Annotated in this window: 12 protein-coding genes and 2 pseudogenes; 9 read left to right on the forward strand and 5 right to left on the reverse strand. The window is 62.2% G+C overall.

What is annotated here, in order from left to right; all coding sequences use genetic code 11:
• Positions 1 to 475: 475 nt before the first annotated feature.
• From J2W46_RS33160 to J2W46_RS33170, 3 genes are all read right to left on the reverse strand, one after another.
• The gene (locus tag J2W46_RS33160) at positions 476 to 1,984 is read right to left on the reverse strand and encodes a class I adenylate-forming enzyme family protein (RefSeq protein WP_310360047.1); all 1,509 of its coding nucleotides are present in this window, start codon (positions 1,982 to 1,984) and stop codon (positions 476 to 478) included.
• A gap of 1,207 nt (positions 1,985 to 3,191) precedes the next feature.
• Positions 3,192 to 3,917 carry an alpha/beta hydrolase gene (locus tag J2W46_RS33165; protein WP_374726914.1) on the reverse strand — a complete coding sequence of 242 codons (726 nt, stop codon included), beginning with the start codon at positions 3,915 to 3,917 and terminating at the stop codon, positions 3,192 to 3,194.
• Positions 3,918 to 4,071: 154 nt separating this feature from the next.
• The gene (locus J2W46_RS33170) at positions 4,072 to 4,422 is read right to left on the reverse strand and encodes a DUF4148 domain-containing protein (protein WP_310360053.1); all 351 of its coding nucleotides are present in this window, start codon (positions 4,420 to 4,422) and stop codon (positions 4,072 to 4,074) included.
• Positions 4,423 to 5,947: 1,525 nt separating this feature from the next.
• Between J2W46_RS33170 and J2W46_RS33175 the strand changes: the two genes are divergently transcribed.
• From J2W46_RS33175 to J2W46_RS33190, 5 genes and pseudogenes are all read left to right on the forward strand, one after another.
• Positions 5,948 to 11,833: a non-ribosomal peptide synthetase gene (locus tag J2W46_RS33175; RefSeq protein ID WP_310360055.1), complete on the forward strand. Its 5,886-nt coding sequence runs from the start codon at positions 5,948 to 5,950 to the stop codon at positions 11,831 to 11,833.
• 76 nt (positions 11,834 to 11,909) lie between these two features.
• Positions 11,910 to 13,652 (forward strand): annotated as a pseudogene (locus J2W46_RS34585) (condensation domain-containing protein); the annotation flags it as partial.
• Positions 13,653 to 13,736: 84 nt separating this feature from the next.
• Positions 13,737 to 16,280 (forward strand): annotated as a pseudogene (locus J2W46_RS34590) (non-ribosomal peptide synthetase); the annotation flags it as partial.
• 75 nt (positions 16,281 to 16,355) lie between these two features.
• Positions 16,356 to 16,538 (forward strand): hypothetical protein, encoded by a 183-nt coding sequence (locus tag J2W46_RS33185; RefSeq protein WP_310360084.1) that lies wholly within the window; start codon positions 16,356 to 16,358, stop codon positions 16,536 to 16,538.
• A gap of 518 nt (positions 16,539 to 17,056) precedes the next feature.
• Entirely contained in the window at positions 17,057 to 17,383 is a 327-nt protein-coding gene (locus tag J2W46_RS33190) for a hypothetical protein (RefSeq protein ID WP_310360057.1), read from the forward strand.
• A gap of 270 nt (positions 17,384 to 17,653) precedes the next feature.
• Here the strand turns inward: J2W46_RS33190 and J2W46_RS33195 are convergent, their stop codons facing one another.
• Complete coding sequence (locus J2W46_RS33195) at positions 17,654 to 17,857, reverse strand: DUF1330 domain-containing protein (protein ID WP_310360060.1); 204 nt, start codon at positions 17,855 to 17,857, stop codon at positions 17,654 to 17,656.
• 175 nt (positions 17,858 to 18,032) lie between these two features.
• Positions 18,033 to 19,088: an aldo/keto reductase gene (locus tag J2W46_RS33200; RefSeq protein WP_310360062.1), complete on the reverse strand. Its 1,056-nt coding sequence runs from the start codon at positions 19,086 to 19,088 to the stop codon at positions 18,033 to 18,035.
• Positions 19,089 to 19,712: 624 nt separating this feature from the next.
• Between J2W46_RS33200 and J2W46_RS33205 the strand changes: the two genes are divergently transcribed.
• From J2W46_RS33205 to J2W46_RS33220, 4 genes are all read left to right on the forward strand, one after another.
• Positions 19,713 to 19,913, forward strand: a complete 201-nt coding sequence (locus J2W46_RS33205; protein WP_310360066.1) for a DUF3563 family protein — start codon at positions 19,713 to 19,715, stop codon at positions 19,911 to 19,913.
• 45 nt (positions 19,914 to 19,958) lie between these two features.
• A complete protein-coding gene (locus J2W46_RS33210; RefSeq protein ID WP_310360069.1) occupies positions 19,959 to 20,408 on the forward strand; it encodes a tellurite resistance TerB family protein in 450 nt (149 codons plus the stop codon).
• Between the two features lie 738 nt (positions 20,409 to 21,146).
• Positions 21,147 to 21,410, forward strand: a complete 264-nt coding sequence (locus J2W46_RS33215) for a hypothetical protein (protein ID WP_310360071.1) — start codon at positions 21,147 to 21,149, stop codon at positions 21,408 to 21,410.
• An 895-nt stretch (positions 21,411 to 22,305) separates the two neighbouring features.
• Positions 22,306 to 22,749, forward strand: coding sequence for a cupin domain-containing protein (locus J2W46_RS33220; protein ID WP_310360074.1), 444 nt, complete (start codon positions 22,306 to 22,308; stop codon positions 22,747 to 22,749).
• Positions 22,750 to 23,670 lie beyond the last annotated feature (921 nt).

The following is a 23,670-nucleotide window of genomic DNA, read 5'->3' on the forward strand; positions in this document are numbered from 1 at the left end:
AATCAGTTCGCCATCCTGTTCGGCGAGCGGTTCACCTCCGCCATCAGCTGAGGTTTTTTAACCGACCTCGACACACAAGATTTCGGATACCTCCTCCTCGTTGCGAGCAGCCGGCCGAATGTCAAGTTTCCCGGATCTTGGATAAACGCTCGATGTCGATCCCGAGACGCTACTCGGACACACGCCGCTCCATGTCGTGGCGCTGCGGCGAACTGAGATCATGCGTGGTAACTTAAGGCTAATCACCATGTTGAGGCGCGGCGCCTCGCAGGCTTAGTCCTCTCCGTCTCTTCCCTTCGCCTCCCCGCGAAAACGCACGCAGATTTTTCAGCGTTTGCATCGTTCTGCCGGACTCAGACGAAACGGCCCGCAGACGTCCGCCATGGATCTTTCTCGGGCTCGGATCGGCGTTCCGGGGCATCGCGCTGAGGCGGTCCCGCATTTAATGCGGGGCAGGCGAAGTCCACGCGCTGAACTACGCGGCGCGCCGCTCCGCCTCGCCCTCAAACATCCGCCCAATCCCCGCACGGTCTACTTTCCCCTGCTCGGTCAGCGGCACGCGTTGCGTCGCGACGATGCGCACCGCATTCGCCACCTTCGCGCCGTACGCCGCTTCCAGCACACGCATGCAATCGCCGATATCGATAGGCATGCTCGCCCACGGCACTACGATCACGTTCCACTTGTAACGGCTCGCGGCATCGCCCGTCGACACGGCGCGCGCATATCGAACGTAAGGCAATGCGCACAGCGGCGATTCGATCTGCGCCGGACCGAAAGCCTTGCCGTCGAATTCGGCGACATCGGCGGCGCGTCCGAGTACATGCAGATTGATCTTCTCGTCGATGAAACCGATATCGCCCGTCAGGCACCAGCCGCCGCGAAACTTCTGCGTCGATTCGATCGGCTGGCGATAGTAGCCCTGCGCCATCGCGGCCGATCTCACTTCGATCAGACCATGCTCGCCGGTGCGCGCGAACGTACCATCGGGACGGCGAAAGCGCACGTCGACACCGGGCCGCACGCGTCCCGCGCTATCCAGCAGGCTCGCATCGGCGGCATAATCCGATGGCGACAGCACGCTCACGAGCCCTGCCTCGCTCGCGCCATACATGTGCGTAAGCACCGGGCCGAGCCGCGCGATCGCGCGCCGCCGCAGAATCGCGGGCGCCGATCCGCCGATATGCGCGATCGAGCGCAGCGACGACAGATCGCGATGCTGCACATCCGCGTGATCCATCGTCTCGAAGAGTTGCGGCTCGACGAGCAGCACATCTGTGATGCGTTCGGCTTCGATGGTCGCGAGCGTGTCGGCGGCGTCGTAAGAAGGCTTGAGCACCACCGTGCCGCCGCCCATCAATGTATTGTCGACGAGCACTTGCGACAGATAAGCGAGCGCGCCGTTGACGAGCTGACGACGGTCCGCGCGGCTCGGCACGGACACCATCGCTGTATGCACGGCGAAGCTGCGGCGGCTCGCTTTCGGCACGCCGGTCGAGCCGCCCGACGGCACGATCACCGCAAGATCGTCGGGCAGCGCTCGGCTTTCCATCGGCACATCACTTTGCACACGCGCGCGGATGTCCAGACGCAGTCGCGCCGCGCCGAAGCCGACATGCGCCACGCGCGATGCGCGGCGTGCCGGCACAAGACTCACGGTTTGAGGGAAATCGACAAGCAGCGTCGGCCGCATGCGATTGACGAACGCCTCGCGATGCTCCGCCGATATGATCGCGGGCAGGAACATCGTCGCCGCGCCGAGCAGATTCGTCGCGTAGCGAATGGCGAGCGCATCGGGGCAATTGGGTGCGAACATCGCGACAAAATCGCCGCGCACAATGCCGAGCGATTGCAGCGCGCGCGCATAGCGATAGACCGACGCGCGAAACGCCCCGGCCGTCACGTCTTCGTTGAGATAGCGCAGCGCCGTGCGATCGGCGTTCGCGCCAAGCGTATCGAGCAGGACTTCGACGTAGGTTTTCATGACCGGATCCCTCCTTCGTGGGCGACGGATGCAGTCTGCCCGCGCAGAATGAGTTGCGAATGAGCGGCGACGCGAGCGCCTGCGAGTAGCGCGACTCGCGTCGCCACTTTTCGTCGAAAGTCACTTCATGTATCCGCTCAGTATGGGCGGCCATGGCCCGAATTTAGCGATCCTATCTCTGAGTCGATCGAGTCTGCACGAGACGACCAGCGCGAAATGCAAAATTCAAGGCGCAGATAGTTGTGGCTGGGTATCCCTTCATTTCTGAACAAACGGGCTACGCGACGAAAGAGACGGGAGCTAGTGGCTTCTCGCTCCTTCATTTGCAGGAAATGACGGCCCGCGGACGGGTGTTTCGCCCAGACACGGCAAACTGGTTTGCTACCCATCCAGTTCAATTCGGGGCCGAGAGCCCGCACCGTTGCATCAGGGCCATTACGCGGAGTTCCGGCATGCGACCTTGCGGTGACGATAGGTGAGCGTCTTCGAGAGGTCGCTTTTTGAACCGGACCCAGGTAGCGAAAGGGCAGGGCGCAATATACGAAGGGTGCGAACGGGCTCATCACCATTGCACGGCGCGACAGGGTGGGGGCGCCACCGCTTGCAGGGGCGGGGCAACGGAAAGCAACGTTCGGACTGTCCCGGCTACTCGGCTGGACCTTGGAAAAGCGGGATGGATATGATGTTGGCCCGGGTGAGCGAGGGGAGGTTGGCAGCGATTCGGACGTCAGCCGAATGGATGGCCGACCAGCGTTACCTTATTCATTGTTTCAGATGTCTCGCGCTCAAGGATGCCGATATGTCGGCCCACGGTGGAAGAGAGAATGGTTCAATTCCGAAGCTGAATACTGCACAACGCATCACAGCCTGCTGGAAGCGGTCCCTGCATCGATGTTAGCAAGCCGCCAACTTCGGTGGGGCGCTCCGGGCGATATCACACTATCGACTTCTCGATTTCCCGGAAACGGACGGCTACGCTAGCGGCGTTGCTGAACTTGCTAGCGCTTCTGGGAACACTGCTAGCGTCAATTGTGGGCGCCCACAGCAGACTAATGAACAGCACTAGCGCTCCGGTGCTCACCGTTAGCAAAATTAACGATCTTCAACATCACCCTCAACGGCGACAGCGAGAGCGAAGGCCATTCGATGCACGTGCGAGCCGGCGACAGATCGAGCCACAGCGACGCGCGCTGGCGGTGACGGTTCTTCACTGCTGCGCATGCTTCGCTGCGTCTTCGATCACCGCGGCGACTTCCTTGGGACGCGATTCATACACGGAGTGGCTTGCACCCGCCAGTACCGTAGTGTGGCTATGCGCGCGCTGGTAGTAAAAGCGCTCGAGGTCCGGATTGATGATCTTGTCGTCGGCTGCCACGATGCCCCAACTCGGCTTCATGGTCCAGGCGGCAACCTTTATCGGCTCGGAGAAGACCTTGGCTGCCGTGAGGATTTGCGCGCGTGACTCGAACTGCGCTTCCTTGAGCGGCAGATCGGCTGCGAAATCTTTCGCGAAATCGGCGGGATTCAGATGGGTGTAACCGTCGTCCGTCTTCTTGATGGCGCCTGCCTGCTGCGACGTGTAGCTGCGCATCTTCTTGCCCAGATCGCTTTCGTCTTCGCCCACTGCCGGCGCATGAGCCGCGACGTACACCAGCCCCGCCACTTTCGGATCGACGCCGGCCTCGGTGATCACCGAGCCGCCATAACTGTGCGCGACCAGAATGGTGGGACCGTCCTGCATGTCGATCACCCGCTTCGCTGCGGCCACGTCGTCGTCGAGCGAGGTCAGCGGCTCCTGCACCATTGTGACGTGGTAGCCGTCTTTGGTCAGGATGTCATAGACCGGTCTCCACCCCGAGCCGTCGACCCACGCGCCATGAACGAGAACGATATTGCGGATCGGCGCTTTGGCGGGTTGCGTGTCCTGCGCCATGGCGCTGGCGGATGCGAACAGGGATGCAGACAAGGAAAGAACCGTTGCGGCTAAGGGCAAGATTTTCACGGCGACACTCCATTGATAACAATCAGATAACCAGGTGGGATCCTGTGCATGACTGCATGGATCCACAGGATCCGACTCGCGGCACTTAACTGCCGGCGTAGAGGTTGCAGAAGCTGACTGGGCCGACGCACGCAGATTGCATTGCGGTATGCGACGCAGCACCCGAGGCCGATCTGCCGCTTTGCGCGACACCGCCGACGGCTTGCATCGTCAGTTGCTGATCGCCTTGTGCTGCGACTTTTGCTTCTGCTGCCTGGACATCTGCCGGGTAGTTAACATCGTCACCGCTGGTAGGCCGATATCCAGCATGCTCGACGCGGACGAGATCCGCACGAACTTCCGCACGTGTGAGCGGAGCGCTGCTTTGAGCGAAGCTGAGTACCGGAGCGCCGAGAGCGGAAACGGCGAGAGCGAGGCTTACGAACAACTTGGACATGATCAATACTCCTTAATTAAGTGAATGGTTCGCGGCGGCAAGCCGCGGATAAAATCGCTTTGCACAGACCGGCAGGATCATTTCCGCCTAACAACAATTACTATCGGATTCCTAACTATCTGACTTTCCGGTCTCACGGATCGGCATTCGTTCCTTCGAACTTCCTTCTCGTCGGGTTCCGGATTAATGCGTTTGCATCTGGCTACATAGGGGCAAACACAGGGCCCCGACGTTTATTCCAAACTTTTTTGAAATTGATGGATCGCGGCGTTCACCTCCAGCGCTTTAATGATCATTGACATCCGTGAGACTGGCGGCCACATTAACGATGAGTCGCGGCGCGGTTCCCCTCCGTTGCGATTCGTGAAGGGTTGAACGGATTGTCGGCAATGAGCACCAACCCGATGCTGACCGGCGCATTACAAGCTTGTCATCTTCGAGCGTGCTCAGCGCCATTGCTCACTCTGGTGGATTTCCACCGTTGCACCCCGTCGGTTGCAAGGGAATGACGGATAGGCACACTGCGGCATCGTCAGGGGCCGCACTGCACCGTTTGGACGTACCGTCGCACAGGCCCATCCGTCAAGCCATCGTCCAGGAAACCTCGTGGAGACAGCCCGACTGGCCGTGCGGCCTGATACCTTTATCGTGCTGTTCAGATAGTCGGGGCGCTCGCGTTGTCGCGTGCGATCGCAAGCGGGCCGCGTTCGCACCGCTTCAGCGACGAGGTCATGGTCGATGGCGCGCAACAGTACATAAAGGAAAATGAAAGGACGGCTTGCGCCCGCACGCTCAGTGCGCTCCGGGCACATCAACCGTCAGAATCAACCGAAGACCGTTCACGGCACGAGCTACGACGTGCCCGAGCAATAGCAGCGCGTATCGCGTCATGCTGCTTTCCTCAGCCGGGCCCCATTTACAACAACTGGGGGAGGGCAAACAGCAATGTTCGCCCATTCGTACGCTGGATCCAGTGCGCGCTCGCTTTCGAAAAAGTGGCCAGGCGGCGCGTGCAAAAATGCTTCGGATAACGCGCGCGGCTGGAGGGCACCATCGTTCGAGTCCGGTTGACGCCGATCTTCGGTCGACATTCAACGTCCTTTCAAAGGTCGTGCAGGTGACCATCTGATCAGATTCGCCTGGGAACGCTTGGTCGCCCATGAGTGCTCCTGGTCCAAGGCATTTCGACCAAGCATAGTCGCCGTCTGGGGCTGCCGACATAACTTAGTTCGTGAATTCTGCCGCACCCCGTTTCGTGACTGTGGGCGGCACACTTCAAGCCGGTCGCCAGTCTCAATTAGGACGAGTCGACACTGGCGCAAGGCCAGCGCTCCTCCTCACACCGACCCGCCGAGCGGCCCCGCACTTCGACGTCGACCTCTTCCCAATCTGACACTTCCGCCCGGCCGTAACTTCTAACTAACTCTCGGGTGACACACTGGCTTGCCAGCGCATCATCGCGGTCTTGCGGCCCATCTGCGATCGCGATGCCGAACCTTAATCGCTCTTACGTCGTGGGAAACCAATGTCTGATCTACTCACTTCTGGCGAAGCCGCCACGACTGGTGACCAACCGGAATGGATTTGCGCGACGCGTGATCGCAGATCGCACGATGAAGGCTGGGCGCCTGAGGAGACGTTGAACGATACGGCCATGCCGTTCGCTGAGCATCGATGCATGCACCGGTTGTTCGAGGAGCAGGCCGTTCGCAATCCTGATGCGCTGGCCGCCGTGTGGGAAAACACGTCGCTGACTTATGGGACGCTCAATGCACGCGCCAATCAGCTTGCGCACCGAATGATCGGCCTAGGCGTGACGCCGGATGCACCGGTCGTGCTATGCGTCGACCGCGGCCTCGATATGTTGATCAGCGTTCTCGCGATCCTCAAAGCAGGCGGCGCCTACGTACCGCTCGATCCGGCTTATCCTCGTGAGCGGCTCGCACATGTCTTGAAGGACGTCGCCCCTTTGCTGATCGTCGCCGACGACGCGGGACGCGCCGCGCTGGGCGACACCGGCACACTGGCGGTGATCGATCCGTGCGCGCCGCTCGCGGCTCTCACACATAATCCGTCGGTCTGCGGCCTCCACTCGCGTCATCTCGCCTACATCATCTATACGTCGGGTTCCACCGGTACGCCCAAGGGGGTCATGATAGAGCATCGTGGCGCGGTCAGCCTGGCAAAAGCGCAGATCGGCCTGTTCGTAACGTCTGCGAGCAGCCGGATCGCGCAGTTCGCATCAGTCGGTTTCGATGCCAGCGTCTGGGAAATGTTAATGGCGTTCGGTGCGGGCGCCGCGCTCATTCTCGTGCCGGACTCGGTGCGCCGTTCAGGCGAAGCATTGGCCGAGTACTTTTCCCGCCATGACGTGACGCACGCGACCCTTCCGCCGGCTCTCATCGGAACGCTTCCGCCCGATGCGTTGAGCGGACTGCGCACGCTTGTTCTCGCGGGCGAAACCCCGAGCCCCTCGCTGATGTCGGTTGCCGGGCCGCAAACGGCCGTGTTCAACGCGTACGGACCGACCGAAGGCACGGTCTGCGCAACGACATGGCGATGGCCGACAAATTTCGACGATGCGATCGTTCCCATTGGCCGGCCGATCGACAACACGCGCATCTATCTGCTGGATGCCGCGGGCCGGCCGGTGCCGATGGGCGCGATCGGTGAGATCTACATCGGTGGCGCGGGCGTTGCGCGCGGCTATCTGAATCGGCCTGAACTCACCGCCGAGCGTTTTCTCGCCGATCCCTTCAGCAATGAACCCGACGCACGCATGTATCGCACCGGCGATCTCGCGCGTTATCTTCCCGATGGCGATCTGGTGTTTCTCGGACGCAACGATCATCAGGTCAAGATTCGCGGCTTTCGCATCGAGTGCGGCGAGATCGAAGCGGCGCTGGCATCGCATGAGGCGGTTCGCGAGGCTGTCGTCATCGCCCGAGAAGAGCGTCTGGTGGCTTACGTGAGCATGCTCGATGAACGTAAGGCTGACACAGCAGACCTGCGCGCCTATCTCGTCGCGCGTCTGCCGGACTACATGGTGCCCGCTGCGTTCGTCGTGATCGATACGCTGCCGCTCACGCCCAACGGCAAGCTCGATCGTCACGCGCTGCCCGCACCGGGCGACGACGCCTTCGTTCAGCGCGACTACGCAGCGCCACAAGGCGACACGGAAACCACGCTCGCCGCGCTGTGGAGCGAATTGCTCGGCATTGATCGCATCGGTCGTCACGATCACTTCTTCGAACTCGGCGGCCACTCGCTGATGGCCGTCGCGCTCATCGCGCGCCTTAAACAAGCGGGCCTTCCTACGGATGTTCGCACGTTGTTCGATACGCCCGTACTGAGCGATCTTGCCGCAAGGCTCGATAGAAAGGAGCAGACAAACGAAGTCGTCGTACCTGAGAATCTCATCACGGCACAAACAAGAACCTTGACGCCGCAGATGCTCCCGCTCATCGATCTGAACGAGGACGACATCGCGCGAATCATCGAGCGCGTGCCCGGCGGCCTGGCGAACATTCAGGACGTTTATGCGCTCTCGCCGCTGCAGGAAGGCATGCTGTTCCACTATCTGCTGGACACGCAAGGCAATCCGTACTTCATGATCGCACGACTGGCGTTCGACGACCGCGGTGTGCTCGATGCGTATCTGGACGCCGTGGGGCAGGCGATCCAGCGACACGACATCCTCCGTACCGCGTTCATCTGGGAAGGACTCTCGACGCCCGCACAAGTCGTGTGGCGCGACGCGCCGCTCTCCGTGACGGAGGTCGAACTCGCGGTCACCGACGAACCCGCCATCGAGCAACTTGCCCGTCATTTCGATGCGCGCACCGAGCGTCTCGATCTTACGCAAGCGCCCCTGCTGCGCTTCATCGTCGCCCGCGAACCCGCCACCGGACGATGGCTCGCATTGCAACTGCTTCATCATCTGATCGACGACGCCACTTCGCTGCGACTGCTGTTCGCGGAGATTCACGCATTGATGGCTGATCGTGGACGCACGCTGCCAGCGCCGATGCCCTTTCGCAATCTGGTGGCACAAGCGCGCCTCGGCGTGAGCCAGGAAGAGCACGAACGCTTTTTCCGCGACATGCTCGCTGGCGTCACCGAGCCGACGCTGCCGTTCGGCCTGACCGAAGTGCGTCACGACGGCAGGCTCACCGCCGAAGCCGATTGGCGCCTGCCCGATGCGCTCCAGACACGTCTGCGGACGCAAGCCCGCAGACGCGGAGTGAGTCTCGCCAGCTTGTGCCACCTCGCGTGGGCCCGCGTGCTGGCGGCCGCTAGCGGCCAGCAGCAGGTCGTGTTCGGCACGGTGCTGTTCGGCCGCATGCACGCTGGCGCGGGCGCGGATAATGCGCTCGGACTGTTCATCAATTCCTTGCCCGTCTGTCTGCATGTCGATGCAACCAGCGTAGGCGACAGCGTGCGCGAAACGCACGCGCGCCTCAGCGCGCTGCTCGCTCACGAGCACGCGCCGCTTACGCTCGCTCAACGCGCAAGCGCGCTTCCCCCCGCCACACCGCTCTTCAGCGCGCTGCTGAACTGCCGCAACAACGCCGCGCTGGCCACCGATCCTCTGCAACGGCCCGAAAGCTGGCAAGGCGTGCAGATTCTCGAATTCGAGGAACGCACGAACTATCCGCTCACGCTGTCGATCGACGACGATGGCAAGTCGTTGGCATTGAACGCGCAGGTCGTCGCACCGATCGCGCCAGAACGCGTCTGTGGTTACATGCAGCAAGCGCTCGAAAGTCTCGTGCAGGCGTTGGAAGGCGCGCCCGACACGCCCGTCAGCAAGCTCGACATCCTGCCGCGCGACGAACGCATCTTGTTGCTGGAACGCTTCAACGACACGCCTGCATCGATCGCGGACCATCGGTGCATCCACCAGTTCTTCGAAGCGCAGGCCGCGAGCAATCCGGGTGCGATTGCCGTCGTGCTCGACGACGCGTCGCTGACCTACGCGGCACTCAACAAGCGCGCGAATCGACTCGCCCATCGACTGATTCGCCTGGGCGTGACGCCCGACACGCGGGTCGCCCTATGCATGGACCGCAGCATCGAACTGATGATCAGCCTGCTGGCGATTCTTAAGGCCGGCGGCGCCTATGTGCCGCTCGATCCGGCGTATCCCGGCGACCGGCTCGCCTTCATCCTGAACGACGCCGCGCCGGCTTTGCTCATCGCCGATGCAGTCGGCCGCGCCGCGCTCGGCGATACCGGTACGCTCGCCGTGATCGATGCACACGCATCGTCCGACGAGCCCGCGCACGATCCGCTCATAGACGGACTCACATCGCAACATCTCGCCTACATCATCTACACCTCGGGTTCCACCGGCACGCCCAAAGGCGTCATGGTCGAACATCGGCAAGTGGTGCGACTGCTCGACTCGACGCGCAATACGTTCGGCTTCGACGATCGAGATGTCTGGTGCCTGTTCCACTCGTTTGCGTTCGACTTTTCCGTCTGGGAAATCTGGGGCGCGTTGCGCTTCGGCGGCAAGCTGGTGATCGTGCCGCGTGACATCGCACGCTCGGCGCCGGACTTCATGCGCCTCGTCGGACGACACGGCATTACCGTGCTGAACCAGACGCCGAGCGCCTTCAAGGCTTTGATCAATGCGGACGTCCATAGTGAGCGCGATGACCTCGCCTCGCTTCGCTACGTGATCTTCGGCGGCGAAGCGCTGGAGCCGTCAATGCTGCGCGCATGGTACGACCGGCATGCCGAGCGCGCGCCGCAACTCGTCAATATGTACGGGATCACGGAGACCACCGTGCACGTGACGTGGCGCATGCTCGGCCTCGCCGACTGCGATCGGTCCGGCAGTCCGATCGGCAAGCGGATCACCGATCTGAAGCTCTATCTACTCGACGCCGAAGGACAACCCGTGCCGCTCGGCGCGTCCGGCGAACTCTACGTAGGCGGCGCGGGCGTGGCGCGCGGTTATCTGAACCGGCCGGAACTGACCGCCGCACGCTTTCTCGACGACCGCTTCTGCAACGAGCCCGGCGCGCGCATGTATCGGACCGGCGACCTCGCGCGCTATACGCCCGATGGCGAACTCGAGTTCCTGGGCCGCAACGATCATCAAGTGAAGATTCGCGGCTTTCGCATCGAATGCGGTGAGATCGAGGCGGCGCTCCAGTCCTTGCCGCAGGTCGCGCAAGCCGCTGTGATCGCGCGTGAGGACACGCCCGGCAACCGGAAACTCGTCGCGTATGTCGTGCCGAGCGAAGGCCAGCCGTTGCGGGACGCGTCGAAAGAGTCGACCTGCCTGGACGAGTGGCAGCACATCTACGATGCACTTTACCGCGATGACGACGCCACTGCGTTCGGCGACGACTTCCGCGGCTGGGCCAGCAGCTATACGCAGGAGCCGATCGCGCTCGACGACATGCGGAGCTGGCGCAAGGCGACGGTGGACCGCATCCGCGCGCTCGCGCCGCGCCGCGTGCTGGAAATCGGCGTGGGTAGCGGGCTGATCCTGTCGCAACTGGCGCCCCTTTGCGAGACTTACCACGCGACGGACCTATCCGCGGAAACCGTTCGCAAGCTGCGTCGTCAGTTGCGAACACAGCCGGAATGGGCCGCACGCGTTCAGCTGAGCGCGCAGCCTGCGCACGATTTCAGCGGGCTTCGCGCCGGATGCTTCGATACGGTGATCCTGAATTCGGTGATCCAGTATTTCCCGACCACGGCATATCTGCTCGATGTCGTCGAACAGGCGCTGACGCTGCTCGTCCCGGGCGGAGCGCTTTTTATCGGTGATATCCGCAATCTCGACTTGTTGCGCTGTTTTATCGGCGTGACAGAGCTGTGCAAATCGCCTCGACTCGGCAGCGATGAACTGCGCCGGCGCATCGAATCGAGCATCGCCGCCGACAAGGAACTGCTGCTCGCGCCGGAGTTTTTCGCGCGCTTGCCGCAGCATCTTCCGGACATCGGCGCGGTCGATATTCAGGTCAAGCGCGGCGACTACTCGAATGAACTGAGCCGGTATCGCTACGACGTGGTTCTGCACAAATCGCCTGTTTGCGACGTGCGCGATCTGCGGGAAGTGCGGGCAGTCGAATGGCGCGACATCGGAAACGTGCAACGCCTTCGCAACGCATTGCGTGAAACAAAAGCCGACGCGCTGCGCGTTACGTGCGTGCCGGATGCGCGGCTGTTGCCCGATCTGCTCGCGTGGCAGGCGCTGCAAAGTGGCGACGAACCGGCATTGGTGCATGACGCGCACGCGAACTGGCAATGGCCCGGCGACGTTCCGCGCATCGGTCAGCTCGAATCGCTGGCGGCCAATGCCCGCTGCGATCTCGGCATCACCTGGGGTGCCCTGCAAGGCACGCTCGACATCGTTTTCTGGAACGCGTCCTCCCATGCGAATCACTAATCTATTCGTCCCCACAGGCACGCCGCGCGCGCTGAAGGCCTGCGCACGAGACTCGCTGCACGTCTCTCCCGCGATGTTGCGTCAGACGCTCGTCGGCTCGCTGCCCGACTACATGGTGCCGTCGGCGATCATGGTGCTCGATGCGCTGCCGCTCACGGCCAACGGCAAGCTCGACCGAAGCGCGCTGCCCGCGCCGATCTCCGCATCGATCGCCGGACGTTCGCCAACGACCGCGACCCAGCACGCGCTCGCGACGCTCTATTGCGAGTTGCTCGGGCACGCCTCGGTGTCCATCGACGACGATTTCTTCGCGCTCGGCGGACATTCACTGCTCGCCGTGCGCCTCATACATCGGATTCGCGACGCGTTCAACATCGATCTGCCGATGAGCGCCCTCTTCGAGACGGCCGATATCGCGCGGCTGAGCGTTGTCATCGATACGCATTGCTCGCAACCAGCCGCCGCGCTTCCCGACATCGCACCGTTGGCGCCCGACGCTAGCCTGCCGCTCTCGTTCGCCCAGCAGCGCCTGTGGTTTCTCGAACAACTCGACGACATCGGCGCGGCTTATAACATGCCTGTTGCGCTGCGGCTACGCGGTTCGCTCGATAAAAGCGCGCTGCAGCATGCCCTGAACACGCTATTCGCCCGGCACGACGCGTTACGCTCGACCTTCGTCGCCATCGACGGCGAGCCGCGCGTCCGCTTGCTGCCGCCAGAGACCGCGTTGCCGCTTACCGAACACGACTTGCGCGGTGTCGCCGATCAGCCGACCGTGCTCGCGCAGTTGTGCCACGTCCACGCTCACGCGCCCTTCGATCTCGAGCGCGGGCCGCTGCTGCGCGCCGCACTGATCCGCCTCGCCGGCGACGAACATGTGTTCCTGCTTACGCAGCATCACATCGTTTCCGATGGCTGGTCGTGCGGCGTGCTCGCCCGTGAACTGAGCGCGTTGTACCGTGCTTATACGGGTCATCGGCCCGATCCGCTGCAGCCGCTGGCCATCCAGTACCCCGACTACGCGGCGTGGCAACGCGCATGGCTCGACGGCGAACGTCTCGCCACACAAGAGACCTTCTGGCGCGACACGCTCGTGGGCGCACCCGCTCTGCTTGCGCTCCCGACCGACCGTTCGCGCCCCGCGCTGCAGTCGTTCGACGGCGCGAGCGTGCCGATACGGCTCGACCCCGGACTCACGCAGTCACTGAAACGCCTGGGTCATCGTCACGGCTGCACTCTTTTCATGACGTTGATCGCCGCGTGGTCGATCGTGCTTGCGCGCTTGTCCGGCCAGCAGGATCTGGTTGTCGGCACCCCCGTCGCGAACCGTCGTCATCCGCAGACGGAAGAGCTGATCGGCTTTTTCGCCAACACGCTCGCACTGCGCATCGATCTGATGCGTAACCCCAGCGTGGCGACGTTGCTCGAACGCGTCCGTGCCACCGCGCTAGCCGCGCAGGATCATCAGGATTTGCCATTCGAGCGGGTTGTCGAGCTCGTGCAGCCGCCGCGCCAGCTTGATCACACGCCGCTGTTCCAGGTCATCTTCGCGTGGCAAACCGATGACGTGAGCCAGTTCGCATTCCCTGGCCTCGACGTCGCGCTCGAACCGGGCGCATGGGAACGCGTCAAGTTCGATCTGGAGCTGTCGCTCGGCGAAACCGATGGTGTGATCGCCGGCAAGCTGACCTACGGGACGGCGCTCTTCGACCGCGACAGCGCGACGCGTCATCGCGATTATCTGCTGGCCGTCCTGCGTGCGATGGCCGCCAATGCAGGCCAGCCGGTCGAAACAATCGACATGCTGAGCGCCACCGAACGCATGCGGCTGATCGACACGTGGAACGACACAGCGGCGCCGCTCGAGACGGAACACTGCATTCACGAACTGTTCGAGCAGCAGGTTCGCCGCACGCCCAACGCTGTCGCACTCGTGTTTGAAGACCAGTCGCTGACTTACGATGAACTGAACGCGCGGGCGAACCGGCTCGCTCCTCGGCTGATCGCGTCCGGCGTGCGACCCGATGCGCATGTTGCGCTCTGCATGGCGCGCTCGCCCGGGATGGTCATCGCGCAGCTTGCCATTCTCAAGGCGGGGGGCGCGTACGCACCGCTCGATCCGGCCGCTCCGGCCGCGCGGCTCGCATACATCCTGCGCGACGCCGATCCCGTCCTGCTCCTCGCCGATGAAACTGGACGCCACGCGCTCGGCGACGCGGCGCCGGCGGACCTGCCGACGCTCGATCCCGAAGCGATCATCGACGCCGAGCCTTGCCGCGGCGATCCGCGCGTGCCCGGGCTCACTTCCGCGCATCTCGCCTACGTGATCCACACGTCCGGCTCAACGGGCCAGCCGAAGGGCGTGATGGTCGAGCACAGGCAGTTGTGCAATCTGATCGCGTGGCATCAACACACCTTCGACGTGCGCGCCGGTACCCGCAGCGCCGCGACGGCCGGGATCGCATTCGATGCGTCCGTGTGGGAAACCTGGGCGCCGCTTTGCGTGGGCGGCACGTTGCTCCTGCCTCCCGCGCGTTGCCGGGATCCGGCCACGCTGCTCGCGTGGTGGCGGCAACAAGCGCTCGACGTCACCTTTCTCGTCACGCCGCTTGCCGAGCTCGCGATGTCTGACGGCGCGCCCCATCGGACGCTGCGCCGACTGCTCATCGGCGGCGATCATCTGCGGCAATGGCCCGATGCCGTGCGCAACGATCTTGCGCTCGTCAACAACTACGGTCCGACGGAGACGACGGTGGTAGCGGCCTCGGGCATGCTTCGGAAAGACCGGCTGGCATGCATCGGCAAGCCGATCGCGAACGCGCGCATCTATCTACTCGATCCGCACGGTCAACCCGTGCCGCAGGGAGCGACGGGCGAAATCTACATCGGCGGCGCGGGCGTCGCGCGAGGCTATCTGAACCGGCCCGATCTGACTGCAGCGCGTTTTCTGGACGATCCGTTCAGCGCCGTGCCCGGCGCACGCATGTATCGCACCGGCGATCTCGCGCGCCATCTTCCGGACGGCGACATCGAGTTTCGCGGGCGCAACGATCAGCAAGTCAAGATTCGCGGCTTTCGCGTCGAGTGCGGCGAGATCGAGGCGTGTCTCGCCGCGCATCCGCTGGTGCGCGAGGCAGTCGTCATCGCCCGCGACGATGGCTGTGGCGCTCAACGCCTGATTGCCTATGTCACGGCATCTGGCGCGAAGGGCGCATGCGCGGGCGACCTGCGTGCGCATCTGACGGCGCGCCTGCCGGACTACATGGTGCCGGCCGCCTTCATGCAGATCGAAACGTTGCCGCTCACACCTAACGGCAAGGTCGACCTGCAAGCGCTGCCGTCGCCAGGCCTCGACGCCTATGCGTGCGAGAACTACGAGGCTCCGCGCAACGCGACAGAAGCCGCGCTCGCCGAAGTGTGGGCGATGCTGCTCCGCGTCGATCGAGTTGGTCGGAACGACCATTTCTTCGAACTCGGCGGCCACTCGTTGCTCGCCGTTCAGGTCGTCCATCTGGCGCGGGAACGCGGGCTCGCGCTGGCCGTGCAGGACGTTTTCGCTCACCCGGTGCTGGACGCGCTGGCCCGGAGGGCCGAAACGAATGCCGGCGAAACGGAGTGCAACGGGCCGATTCCGGTTCGTCGCGCGGGCGGCGAAGCGCCGATCTTTTTCGTGCCTTCGGGGCTCGGCGACTATTCGTATGTCTTCGAACTGGCCCGCGACATTGAGATCGATGCGCCGATCTACGCGCTCCCTTGGGAAGCCATCGACGCGTCGTCACACCCGTCCATCGAGGACATGGCTGCGCGGATGGTCTCGATGATCCGCTCGATCCAGACCGACGGCGCTTATCGGATAGCGGGCTATTCGTCGGGCGGGATTCTGGCGTACGAAATCGCTCGGCGCTTGCTCGACATGGGGCAAGGTGTTTCGTTTGTCGGGTTGATCGATGCCGTCGCGCCTTTTGCATTGCCGGACAAGTATCGCGATCCTCGGCGCTTGCTGTCGAGCATGATCGCGAGCCATCATACCGGCGTGCGGCTTGACATCGGCTTGCAAACGCGCAGCGAAGAACGTTCGCTGGAAGACGTCGTCATGCAATGCCGTTCTGCGGGCCTGTTGTCGTCGCACGAGAATGACGATGAGCTGATCGACAGGCTGGAGCGCGCGCGTCATTACGCTGAAGCAGCGTGCGCTTATCATCCCCGGGAGCTTCCGGTCAGAATCTCCCAATTCCATGCATCCGAAGCACCAAGCACGCGCGATCTCGAAGATGCGGACATCGGCCATTTTCCGCCTGATCGGGGATGGAAAAGCTTGACGTCCGATATTGGCCTCGTTGCCATACCCGGCGATCACGACACGATGATGAGTCGGCCCGAATACCGCGTTGTCCTTGCCGCGCAATTGTCGCGGGCCATCGCGGGTGAGCGGACCGTGCATGACTGATTTGGAGCCGGAGCAGACCAACGCGGGGCGAGCGCAGGGCGAACGACCGCTTTCGGGGGCGGATTGAACCGGTCGATGCAACACAACGAACATCGCATGAGCGGCTGGCATGTCGCAAATGAAGGAGGCACCGGATCTATTACAGCGAAACCGCTGATGTCGGAGCGCTGGCGCAAAGGCAAGTCGTTGCAGCACATCGCCCAACTATTTAACTGCAATCATTCGTCGGTACAGGGAATTTTGGCAAGAAAAGGGTGAATCCAACCTGCCGCCCGGGCATGCTGCCGCTAATGGATTGCAGTAGTTCGAACTGCCGGTGGCGACCCTTGCTTTAACGCGTCGGCGATCTGGCACCCGCGCCTTGATCACGACCCGGCGCATCGTTGAGCGTTGCCGAATGATGGCACCACGATGAATACCCGCCATCGCACGCTGCGCTCTGCCAGCGCGACGCCCACACAGCGTGGGATTCGTCGCGACGCCGTGCAGTCAGTACGTGGGCAAATTCGAGCCAGTTCTCGACTGACACACCGGCGTTACCTAGAAGCGGGTGGTCCCCGCGGCACGCTTTCGCCCGGCGAATCGTTCAAACCACATAGTCTGCCTCTGCTTGCGGCGAGGCGCGCGACAGGAGGTCGCGCAGATACGCAGTGACTTCACGATCGATAAGCTGGACGACCGGTAGAAGACCGCGAGCTGCATGTGTTGCCGCGTATTGCTGAACGTCGCGCCATGTTTCGCACAGCGCGAGTGAAGCAGGGCTGTCCGCAGGGCAAATGCCGATGATCCGCCTTTTTGAAAGCGTGGGGCATCAGGTTCACGCAATGGGCGTAGCAGAAGACGCTCGCTGGGCTGTAACGTCTGCTTTATTGAACTACATCCTCGTCGCGGGAGGCCAGAACGCGGCCAATGCACAACTCGTCGGGGCGCAAGGGATGAGCAGAACTCGCTTTCCCGGCGCGCTTTCGACAACCTGGACGGGCCTCGATCCGGCTGATTTTCCCTTTGTGTGTAGCGTCGCCGGACAACTGCGCGATCATGACGACAGGCAGGATTTCCTCACCGTCATCGACCTCATCCTCGAAGGCGTGAAAGCATATTGAATTGCCTTGGCGACGGAGCTGCCGGGGACGGTCCCATTCCGCCTCACCGATTTCGCGCATGTTAAGCGGCAGTGTGCAAGGCAGAGGTGTCGTCCGTCCGTTCGGATAGTCGGTGGATGCCCGGCGCAAAGTTCAGCACCACAGACTATGCCGACAAGCTGGCTAGTCGCTTGCGAATCCGTCGCGGCCAGATTGGAAGGGCCGCGATTTGTGATGGCCCCGCATGTATCAAAGTGAGTGGTCGGGTTCTCGGGCGCTTCGCTGTAAGAGCTATGAGGCCCCTTCGAGAAGGACAAATGTTTGTTGCCGTCGCTGCCCTGGCGCGGAGCGTCTTGGCCGCCTGGTACTCGGGACTCTCGTAAAACACTTGGCCTCTGCGAAAGAATCGAACTCAACGACCACATGCCGCTCGTCGCCTTCGAGGTTTGCACACTGGCGCGGCGACGCGATGACCTTCGGGCTGAACTTTCTCATGGCGTCGCGTGCGGGCAGTGCATACGCGGCATAGCAGTCGGATTCGTAACGCTGACGTGCGCGATCCGATAACCTTCTGGCATGTGCATTTCTCCTTGCAGCGGGCGTATTCAGTTCGCCGTGGTCAGATGGCTATGACCGCGCGAATCAAAGGCTTCCGCCGCGGTAGCCGGTTCTACTGCGACCCGACGGGCCTGAAAGGCGAGGGACGCCTGTTCGCATCCTGACGATCGATCATCCAGCCGGGATAGTAGGAGGGCAGGGCACCCACGGCGTCAAGGCACGCGAGCTCTTCAGCGCTAAGCGCGACATTGACCGCGCCAAGATTATCTTCGAGTTGTTCGACGCGTTCGGCGCCGATGATCACGCTCGTGACATACGGCTTGCTGAGCAACCAGGCAAGCGCGATTCGCGCGACAGAGATTCCGCGAGCGTCGGCGATGGCGCGCATCTCGGCAACGATTGGCCATGCCCGGCCAAGATCGACCGGCGGGAAATCAAACTCGCTGCGCCGGGATCCCTCTTCGGTCGGTGCACCAGGGCCAAACTTGCCGGATAGCAATCCGCCTGCAAGGGGTGATGAGACAAGCAGTCCCATCCGCTCCTCGGTAACGAGCGGCACCAGTTCGCGCTCCACGTCGCGCCCGGCGATCGAATAGTAGGCCTGCAGCGTCTCGAAACGCGTGGCGTGAAGCGCCGCACTTAGCCCGAGCGCCTTACCGATCTTGCCTGCGCGCCAGTTTGAGACGCCGACATAACGGACCAGGCCCTGCCGCGTGAGATCGTCGAGGGCACGCAGCGTCTCTTCGATGGGGGTGACAGGGTCGCTGGCATGAATCTGGTAGAGGTCAATATGGTCGACCTGGAGCCGTTCCAGGCTTCTTTGCACGGAATCCATGATGTGACCGCGCGACGCACCCTGGTCGTTCGGCTTCTGCCCCATCACGCCGGCTGTCTTTGTAGCCAGAACTATTTCGCTGCGCGGCACGCCAAGGTCTCTCAGCGCCTGTCCGACCACCCGTTCGGAGTGGCCGAAGGAATAGATGTCCGCTGTATCGATGAAGTTGATGCCCCCGGCAAGAGCGCGGGCGATCAGTTTATTGGCCTCGCTCTGACCGACTGCGCCGATCGTCGCCCACATGCCCGCGTCAGCGTTGCCGCGAAGAGTCATCGTGGCGAGACACAATTCGGAGACGTACAGACCCGTGCTGCCCAGTTGCTTATATTTCATGGTCACTCCCTCCAAGACTGACTGGATACAGTGCGTCGACGCGCGCTCCGGCCGCGTCTCGTACGCCGGAAGTCAATTGCTCTAGACCGAAGCCGACCCGCGATCATTGTGACGAGCCAACCATCGTAGAGATCGATAATTAGAAATAAATGAGCGCCCGTTTCCAGTGCCGGCCTTAACGCTTGTTAACCGGACACGTAGTGGTGATGCGGCCAGGCGGCGGTGCGCATACACAGGCGGTGCGTGGACGGGCACGGGCGGAACATCAACCACAGGCGTGATGGGCGCGACGGGCAAGCCGACACCCGCGCCGACGAACACATGGGCCTGCGCGGCGCCCACCATGGCGAAACCCAGAAGCGCAGCGATTACAACCTGGCAAACCCCTTCCATGTTGCTCTCGTTGTCCGATGCTTCATCCGATGCCGTGTCGTGATCTGGATCGCTTAATTCGCATTCTGGGCAGAGAGTCAGAGCGAAGAAAGCGGAATTTGCAATCAGCTGCACACGTTCATATCGTAGCGTTGTGCTTACTAATTTATCGCTAATTCAGCGCCTCTACTGTTCAATCCATCGAACGCCACATTCATCATCACCCGACCCGACATCTTTAAGGAGGACATCATGTTCACCAAATTTGCTCATCGTTTTGGCGCGTTGTTCGCGCCTTTGCACAATCCCGATCACGATCACGTCCGCGATGCGTTTCTCGCCTCGTCGACCGACCTCGCCGATCTCGAACGCCGCATGAAGCTTTACGACGACGACCACGAGTATCCGTTCCACGTGCACTCGAACGTCACGCCGCGCGACTGGACGGCGTGAAGCGCCCGCGCAGGCGAACACATCAAAGGAAAAAGGACAGTCACCATGCGTCACTATCGACCCGACAGCCCCGAAGCCGCCGCGCGCATTGTCGCGGCCTGTCTCTTGTCCGACGGTCATGTCGGCATCGACGAACTCGATGCGCTTGACCGCATGGGCATGGAACAGCGTCTGACGATGAATCGCGAGCAATTGCTCGCCGTTATGCAGCAGATGTGCGAAGATCTCACCATGTCGGCATATCTGAATTGGAGCGACGCGTGCCGCTTCGATCCCGCCGTGATCTATCACCTCGCGCAGGACGTGAGGGACTGGCGGCTGCGTCGTGAGATTCTCGCGCTGTGCGAAGAAGGCGCCCATGCCAATGGACATCTGTCCGAAGGGGAAGCGGGGTTTATCCGCGTGCTGCGCAATATGTGGCGCTCGCCGCACGAACATGGCCTGGGAGCCTCCTGTGCAAAAAGCCAGTCGGAACGCTTTTATGGTTGTAGATAGGATATCTTGTTGAATGCAGTGGACGGCTTTCCACACAGCGGGGCAGCCCTATCGTTGAGTCGCAGCAGGCGGACCGTTTGCGACGGATGATATGCGCGCGCGTCCAGTTCTGTCGCCGGGAGCGCCTGTGTGAGAGGCGGCGCTAGCGCTCGCGGGCATGCTCGCTGGTAGGATGGCGAATGAAGGCGACATGCAGGCCGACTGCTCGAGTAGTATCTGGGTCGCGCTCAGGCGCGTCGACCCAGAGGCGAAACCTCCCACGCGCGGCCTGACCTTGAGGTGGGCCAAAGAATCGAGTCTGCTGGCTATTAGCTGATTGTCAGAGTGGTCGTCACTGGAGGATCTTCCGGATAATGCAACGGATGGCCAAGCAGACAACCCTTGGCCAGCGCGTAGCGCTCGCATCTCGTACGACACAGGAGTCATGCGCGGACAACGCGGTTGCCCTGACCACAGACGCGTGGCGGGTGGGTATGCCTTGGGACGGGCAGAATGAAGTAGCATGGCCAACGAACGGTCTCTTCTCACACCCGTTAATGATCGGTTCGCTCTCCTGCAAAAGGAGTGCTTATGTTGACGTTTTATTTCTTTTACGGCGCCCGGCGCGCCGTTGTACGCTCCGGCTATTGCCTTGACCGTTGAGACTTCGATGCCATTTGTTCGACTCCGTTCGCTCTCGATGGCGCTCCCCTGCGATTGTTCGCACTTGGCCTCTGTGCCTGCGCTTACGCCGATTCAGTGCAGACAATCCCCGTCGCCACGCCCACAGCAAGCGTGCGCGATCTCGCGCTGCCGGACGGCGCGTCGCAGCGCGTGCCGCTCCTCGGCCCGGCAATTGCCATGCGTGGCCTGATCGTGATGTTTCCAGACGGCGCCGATGAGGCGGGCATCGGGCAGGACGGCCAGATTCGCAACGACCTGAATTTCGTCGTGCGTGCACGCGAAGCACGCCGCAGTACGCGGACGTCGTTCGCGAGGTGGTTGCCTACGCACACACGCTGACCGACGTCCCGTGTGGGTCATCAGAACGAGCCAAGGCGCGATTTCAGCGATGCTGGCCGCGTCACTGGCGCAGTCCGCGAACTGGCCGGCGCGGTGCTGTCCGAGCCGATGTAGGTTCTCGGCCGCTCGCACGAAACGGTGTTCGACGCGCATCCGGAAGCCGTGCGCATACCGGTCCTCGTGGTCGCAAATCGCGAAGCACAATCCCTGAACTATCGGCTGGCGAAATGCCGTAAGTCTTAATTTTTTCCGAGGCTAGCTACTGCCTTGCCCGAGCATTTTCGTTGCGGCCCCACCCATTCTGCCCTCGCTCGTTCTTAGAAGGTCGCCGCTTCTGAGGGGAGAAAGACCGACATACTCACTGGGGAGTAGCGCAAACCCATCCAGAACAGTTACGCGGCTAACGTCGCCACACCTCGATGTCTAAGGGAACGCTAGGACTCCTCGGGGAGAACGGCCGGCGATCGGCATTTCGCCGGTCGACTAGCTTCGATGCACGGCCCTTATGTCTTCCAAAACGAGATCGACATTCCATTCTCCCCAACTCGGACAGACCGTGGCCGTGCGAATCCGCAGTGATGACATGCCTCCGCTGACGTAGACTTGCGCATCGACTTCCGTTCTCCGCGACTGCCATCCAGGACCTAAACCATTGCGGAGGTGGACCTTGCTCCGAAAACGAGTTGTTCAGACCTTCGCTTGTCGTTATTCTGCTATTTGTGCGGAAGAAAACTGGGGCTCGCCTGGACATTGCCCCATTCACTTGACATGTCACGAGGTAGTTTTTGCCTCGCCATGTTGGGAAGTGTCATGACTCCGCCGCTTAAGACCCGCACGGCTGCAATCAGTGACTCGCAGTCGACAACTCAGGAGTGCGTCATTGTCTGGAGAAACGATGAATACCAGTGCACAAAAGCCGGTCCCCTCCACCTGTCAGGTTGTGCATACAGGCCGGGAGTTCGATGGCAAACAAGGGCTGACCTATGCCGTCGGTATCTCAGCGGAAACGGTGGGATCAAAGTATGTACATCTTCAGCTCGCAACAATTCCGCCCGGTGGCCGCGGGAAAGCGCATCTCCACGCAGAGCATGAAACAGCTATATACCAGCTGAGCGGTGTGTCGGGATGCTGGTACGGCGAACGACTGGAACAACATGCGGTGGTTCAGGCCGGAGACTTTTTTTATATTCCCGCCGGCGTACCGCATGTTCCGTACAACGTGGGCTTGGATGAGCCTTGTGTTGCGGTCATCGCCCGAACGGATCCTAACGAACAGGAAAGCGTTACGATGCGACCGGACCTTGACTCCTTAGTTTCCTGGGCTAGCGTTACGGCCTGAACGCTCCGGGCGGCGGACTCTTTGGCGCAGCCTGGCAACCGAAGTTCGGCGGCGAAAGCAGTGTCGTAAAGGTCACTTAAGATCTCGCGTCGCTTGGGCGCGTAGCCGCGCGCATGGGGCAGGCGGGATCCGAGCGCCACCGCGAAAAGATACGACCGCGTGCGACCGTGGGCGATTCATCGCGCCATGTCGACCGACGGATTCTCGTCGTCTGCTTCCAAAGACTGCCCCGACGGTATGCTAGCTGGGCATTGCAATCGGCGCCTTTTGATACTACCGAGTAGGACGCGAAGGCAGGTCGCCGGGGTGCTGATCGTGGCGCGGCTGCGGGTGACTATGCGGCGACTGGCGAGACCGAGTAACGCGCTCGTCTGCTCTTGGTCCAGCCCGGCAGCCGCTGGCGACGCGCGAAGGTACTGCGCAACACACGCGGGCTCATGCCTGGCGCAGCGAACCCGATTGCCTCCAGTGCTTCACGTACGATCGCACCGAAGCACGACATCGTTAATGGGCGTGTCGTCGGTCCGTGGCGCCGGGAAAAGGAGTGCCGAATCTGACGCAGGATGCGCCTGCTGCTACGCCGTTAACGGTGCGTTCCGAACGGGGGCAAGGCAACTGTACGTTCAAGGCGTGCGCCCGTTTGGGAGCCCGTTCCTGGGGTCCCATCCTCTCGATAACAACATTGTGCCATCGGGCGACGCGGATTCCGGCCGCGGTGGGCCCAGCGCGTAGTAGCAGCGCAACCACCGCCCGGTTGCGGCACAGGCGAGTGTCGTCGTTGTCGTGGGGCTTATCCTCTGGCCAGGCGGCCGAGAGCGCGAAGGGTACCGCCGGGTTGCTGTCACGCAGACCCACGTCGACGAGATGGCGAGAGAGCCGGTCAACCAGCCGGACGTAGCGCGGGCGCGTGGTCGCTTCCGG

This window comes from Paraburkholderia strydomiana, assembly GCF_031456815.1.
Lineage (GTDB): Bacteria > Pseudomonadota > Gammaproteobacteria > Burkholderiales > Burkholderiaceae > Paraburkholderia > Paraburkholderia caledonica.

Excerpts from the sequence above, each read along its gene's own strand:
- J2W46_RS33160 (WP_310360047.1), bottom strand. The coding sequence starts at position 1,984 with ATGAAAACCTACGTCGAAGTCCTGCTCGATACGCTTGGCGCGAACGCC.
- J2W46_RS33165 (WP_374726914.1), bottom strand. The coding sequence starts at position 3,917 with ATGGCGCAGGACACGCAACCCGCCAAAGCGCCGATCCGCAATATCGTT.
- J2W46_RS33170 (WP_310360053.1), bottom strand. The coding sequence starts at position 4,422 with ATGTCCAAGTTGTTCGTAAGCCTCGCTCTCGCCGTTTCCGCTCTCGGC.
- J2W46_RS33175 (WP_310360055.1), top strand. The coding sequence starts at position 5,948 with ATGTCTGATCTACTCACTTCTGGCGAAGCCGCCACGACTGGTGACCAA.
- J2W46_RS33185 (WP_310360084.1), top strand. The coding sequence starts at position 16,356 with ATGCAACACAACGAACATCGCATGAGCGGCTGGCATGTCGCAAATGAA.
- J2W46_RS33190 (WP_310360057.1), top strand. The coding sequence starts at position 17,057 with ATGCCGATGATCCGCCTTTTTGAAAGCGTGGGGCATCAGGTTCACGCA.
- J2W46_RS33195 (WP_310360060.1), bottom strand. The coding sequence starts at position 17,857 with ATGAGAAAGTTCAGCCCGAAGGTCATCGCGTCGCCGCGCCAGTGTGCA.
- J2W46_RS33200 (WP_310360062.1), bottom strand. The coding sequence starts at position 19,088 with ATGAAATATAAGCAACTGGGCAGCACGGGTCTGTACGTCTCCGAATTG.
- J2W46_RS33205 (WP_310360066.1), top strand. The coding sequence starts at position 19,713 with ATGTTCACCAAATTTGCTCATCGTTTTGGCGCGTTGTTCGCGCCTTTG.
- J2W46_RS33210 (WP_310360069.1), top strand. The coding sequence starts at position 19,959 with ATGCGTCACTATCGACCCGACAGCCCCGAAGCCGCCGCGCGCATTGTC.
- J2W46_RS33220 (WP_310360074.1), top strand. The coding sequence starts at position 22,306 with ATGAATACCAGTGCACAAAAGCCGGTCCCCTCCACCTGTCAGGTTGTG.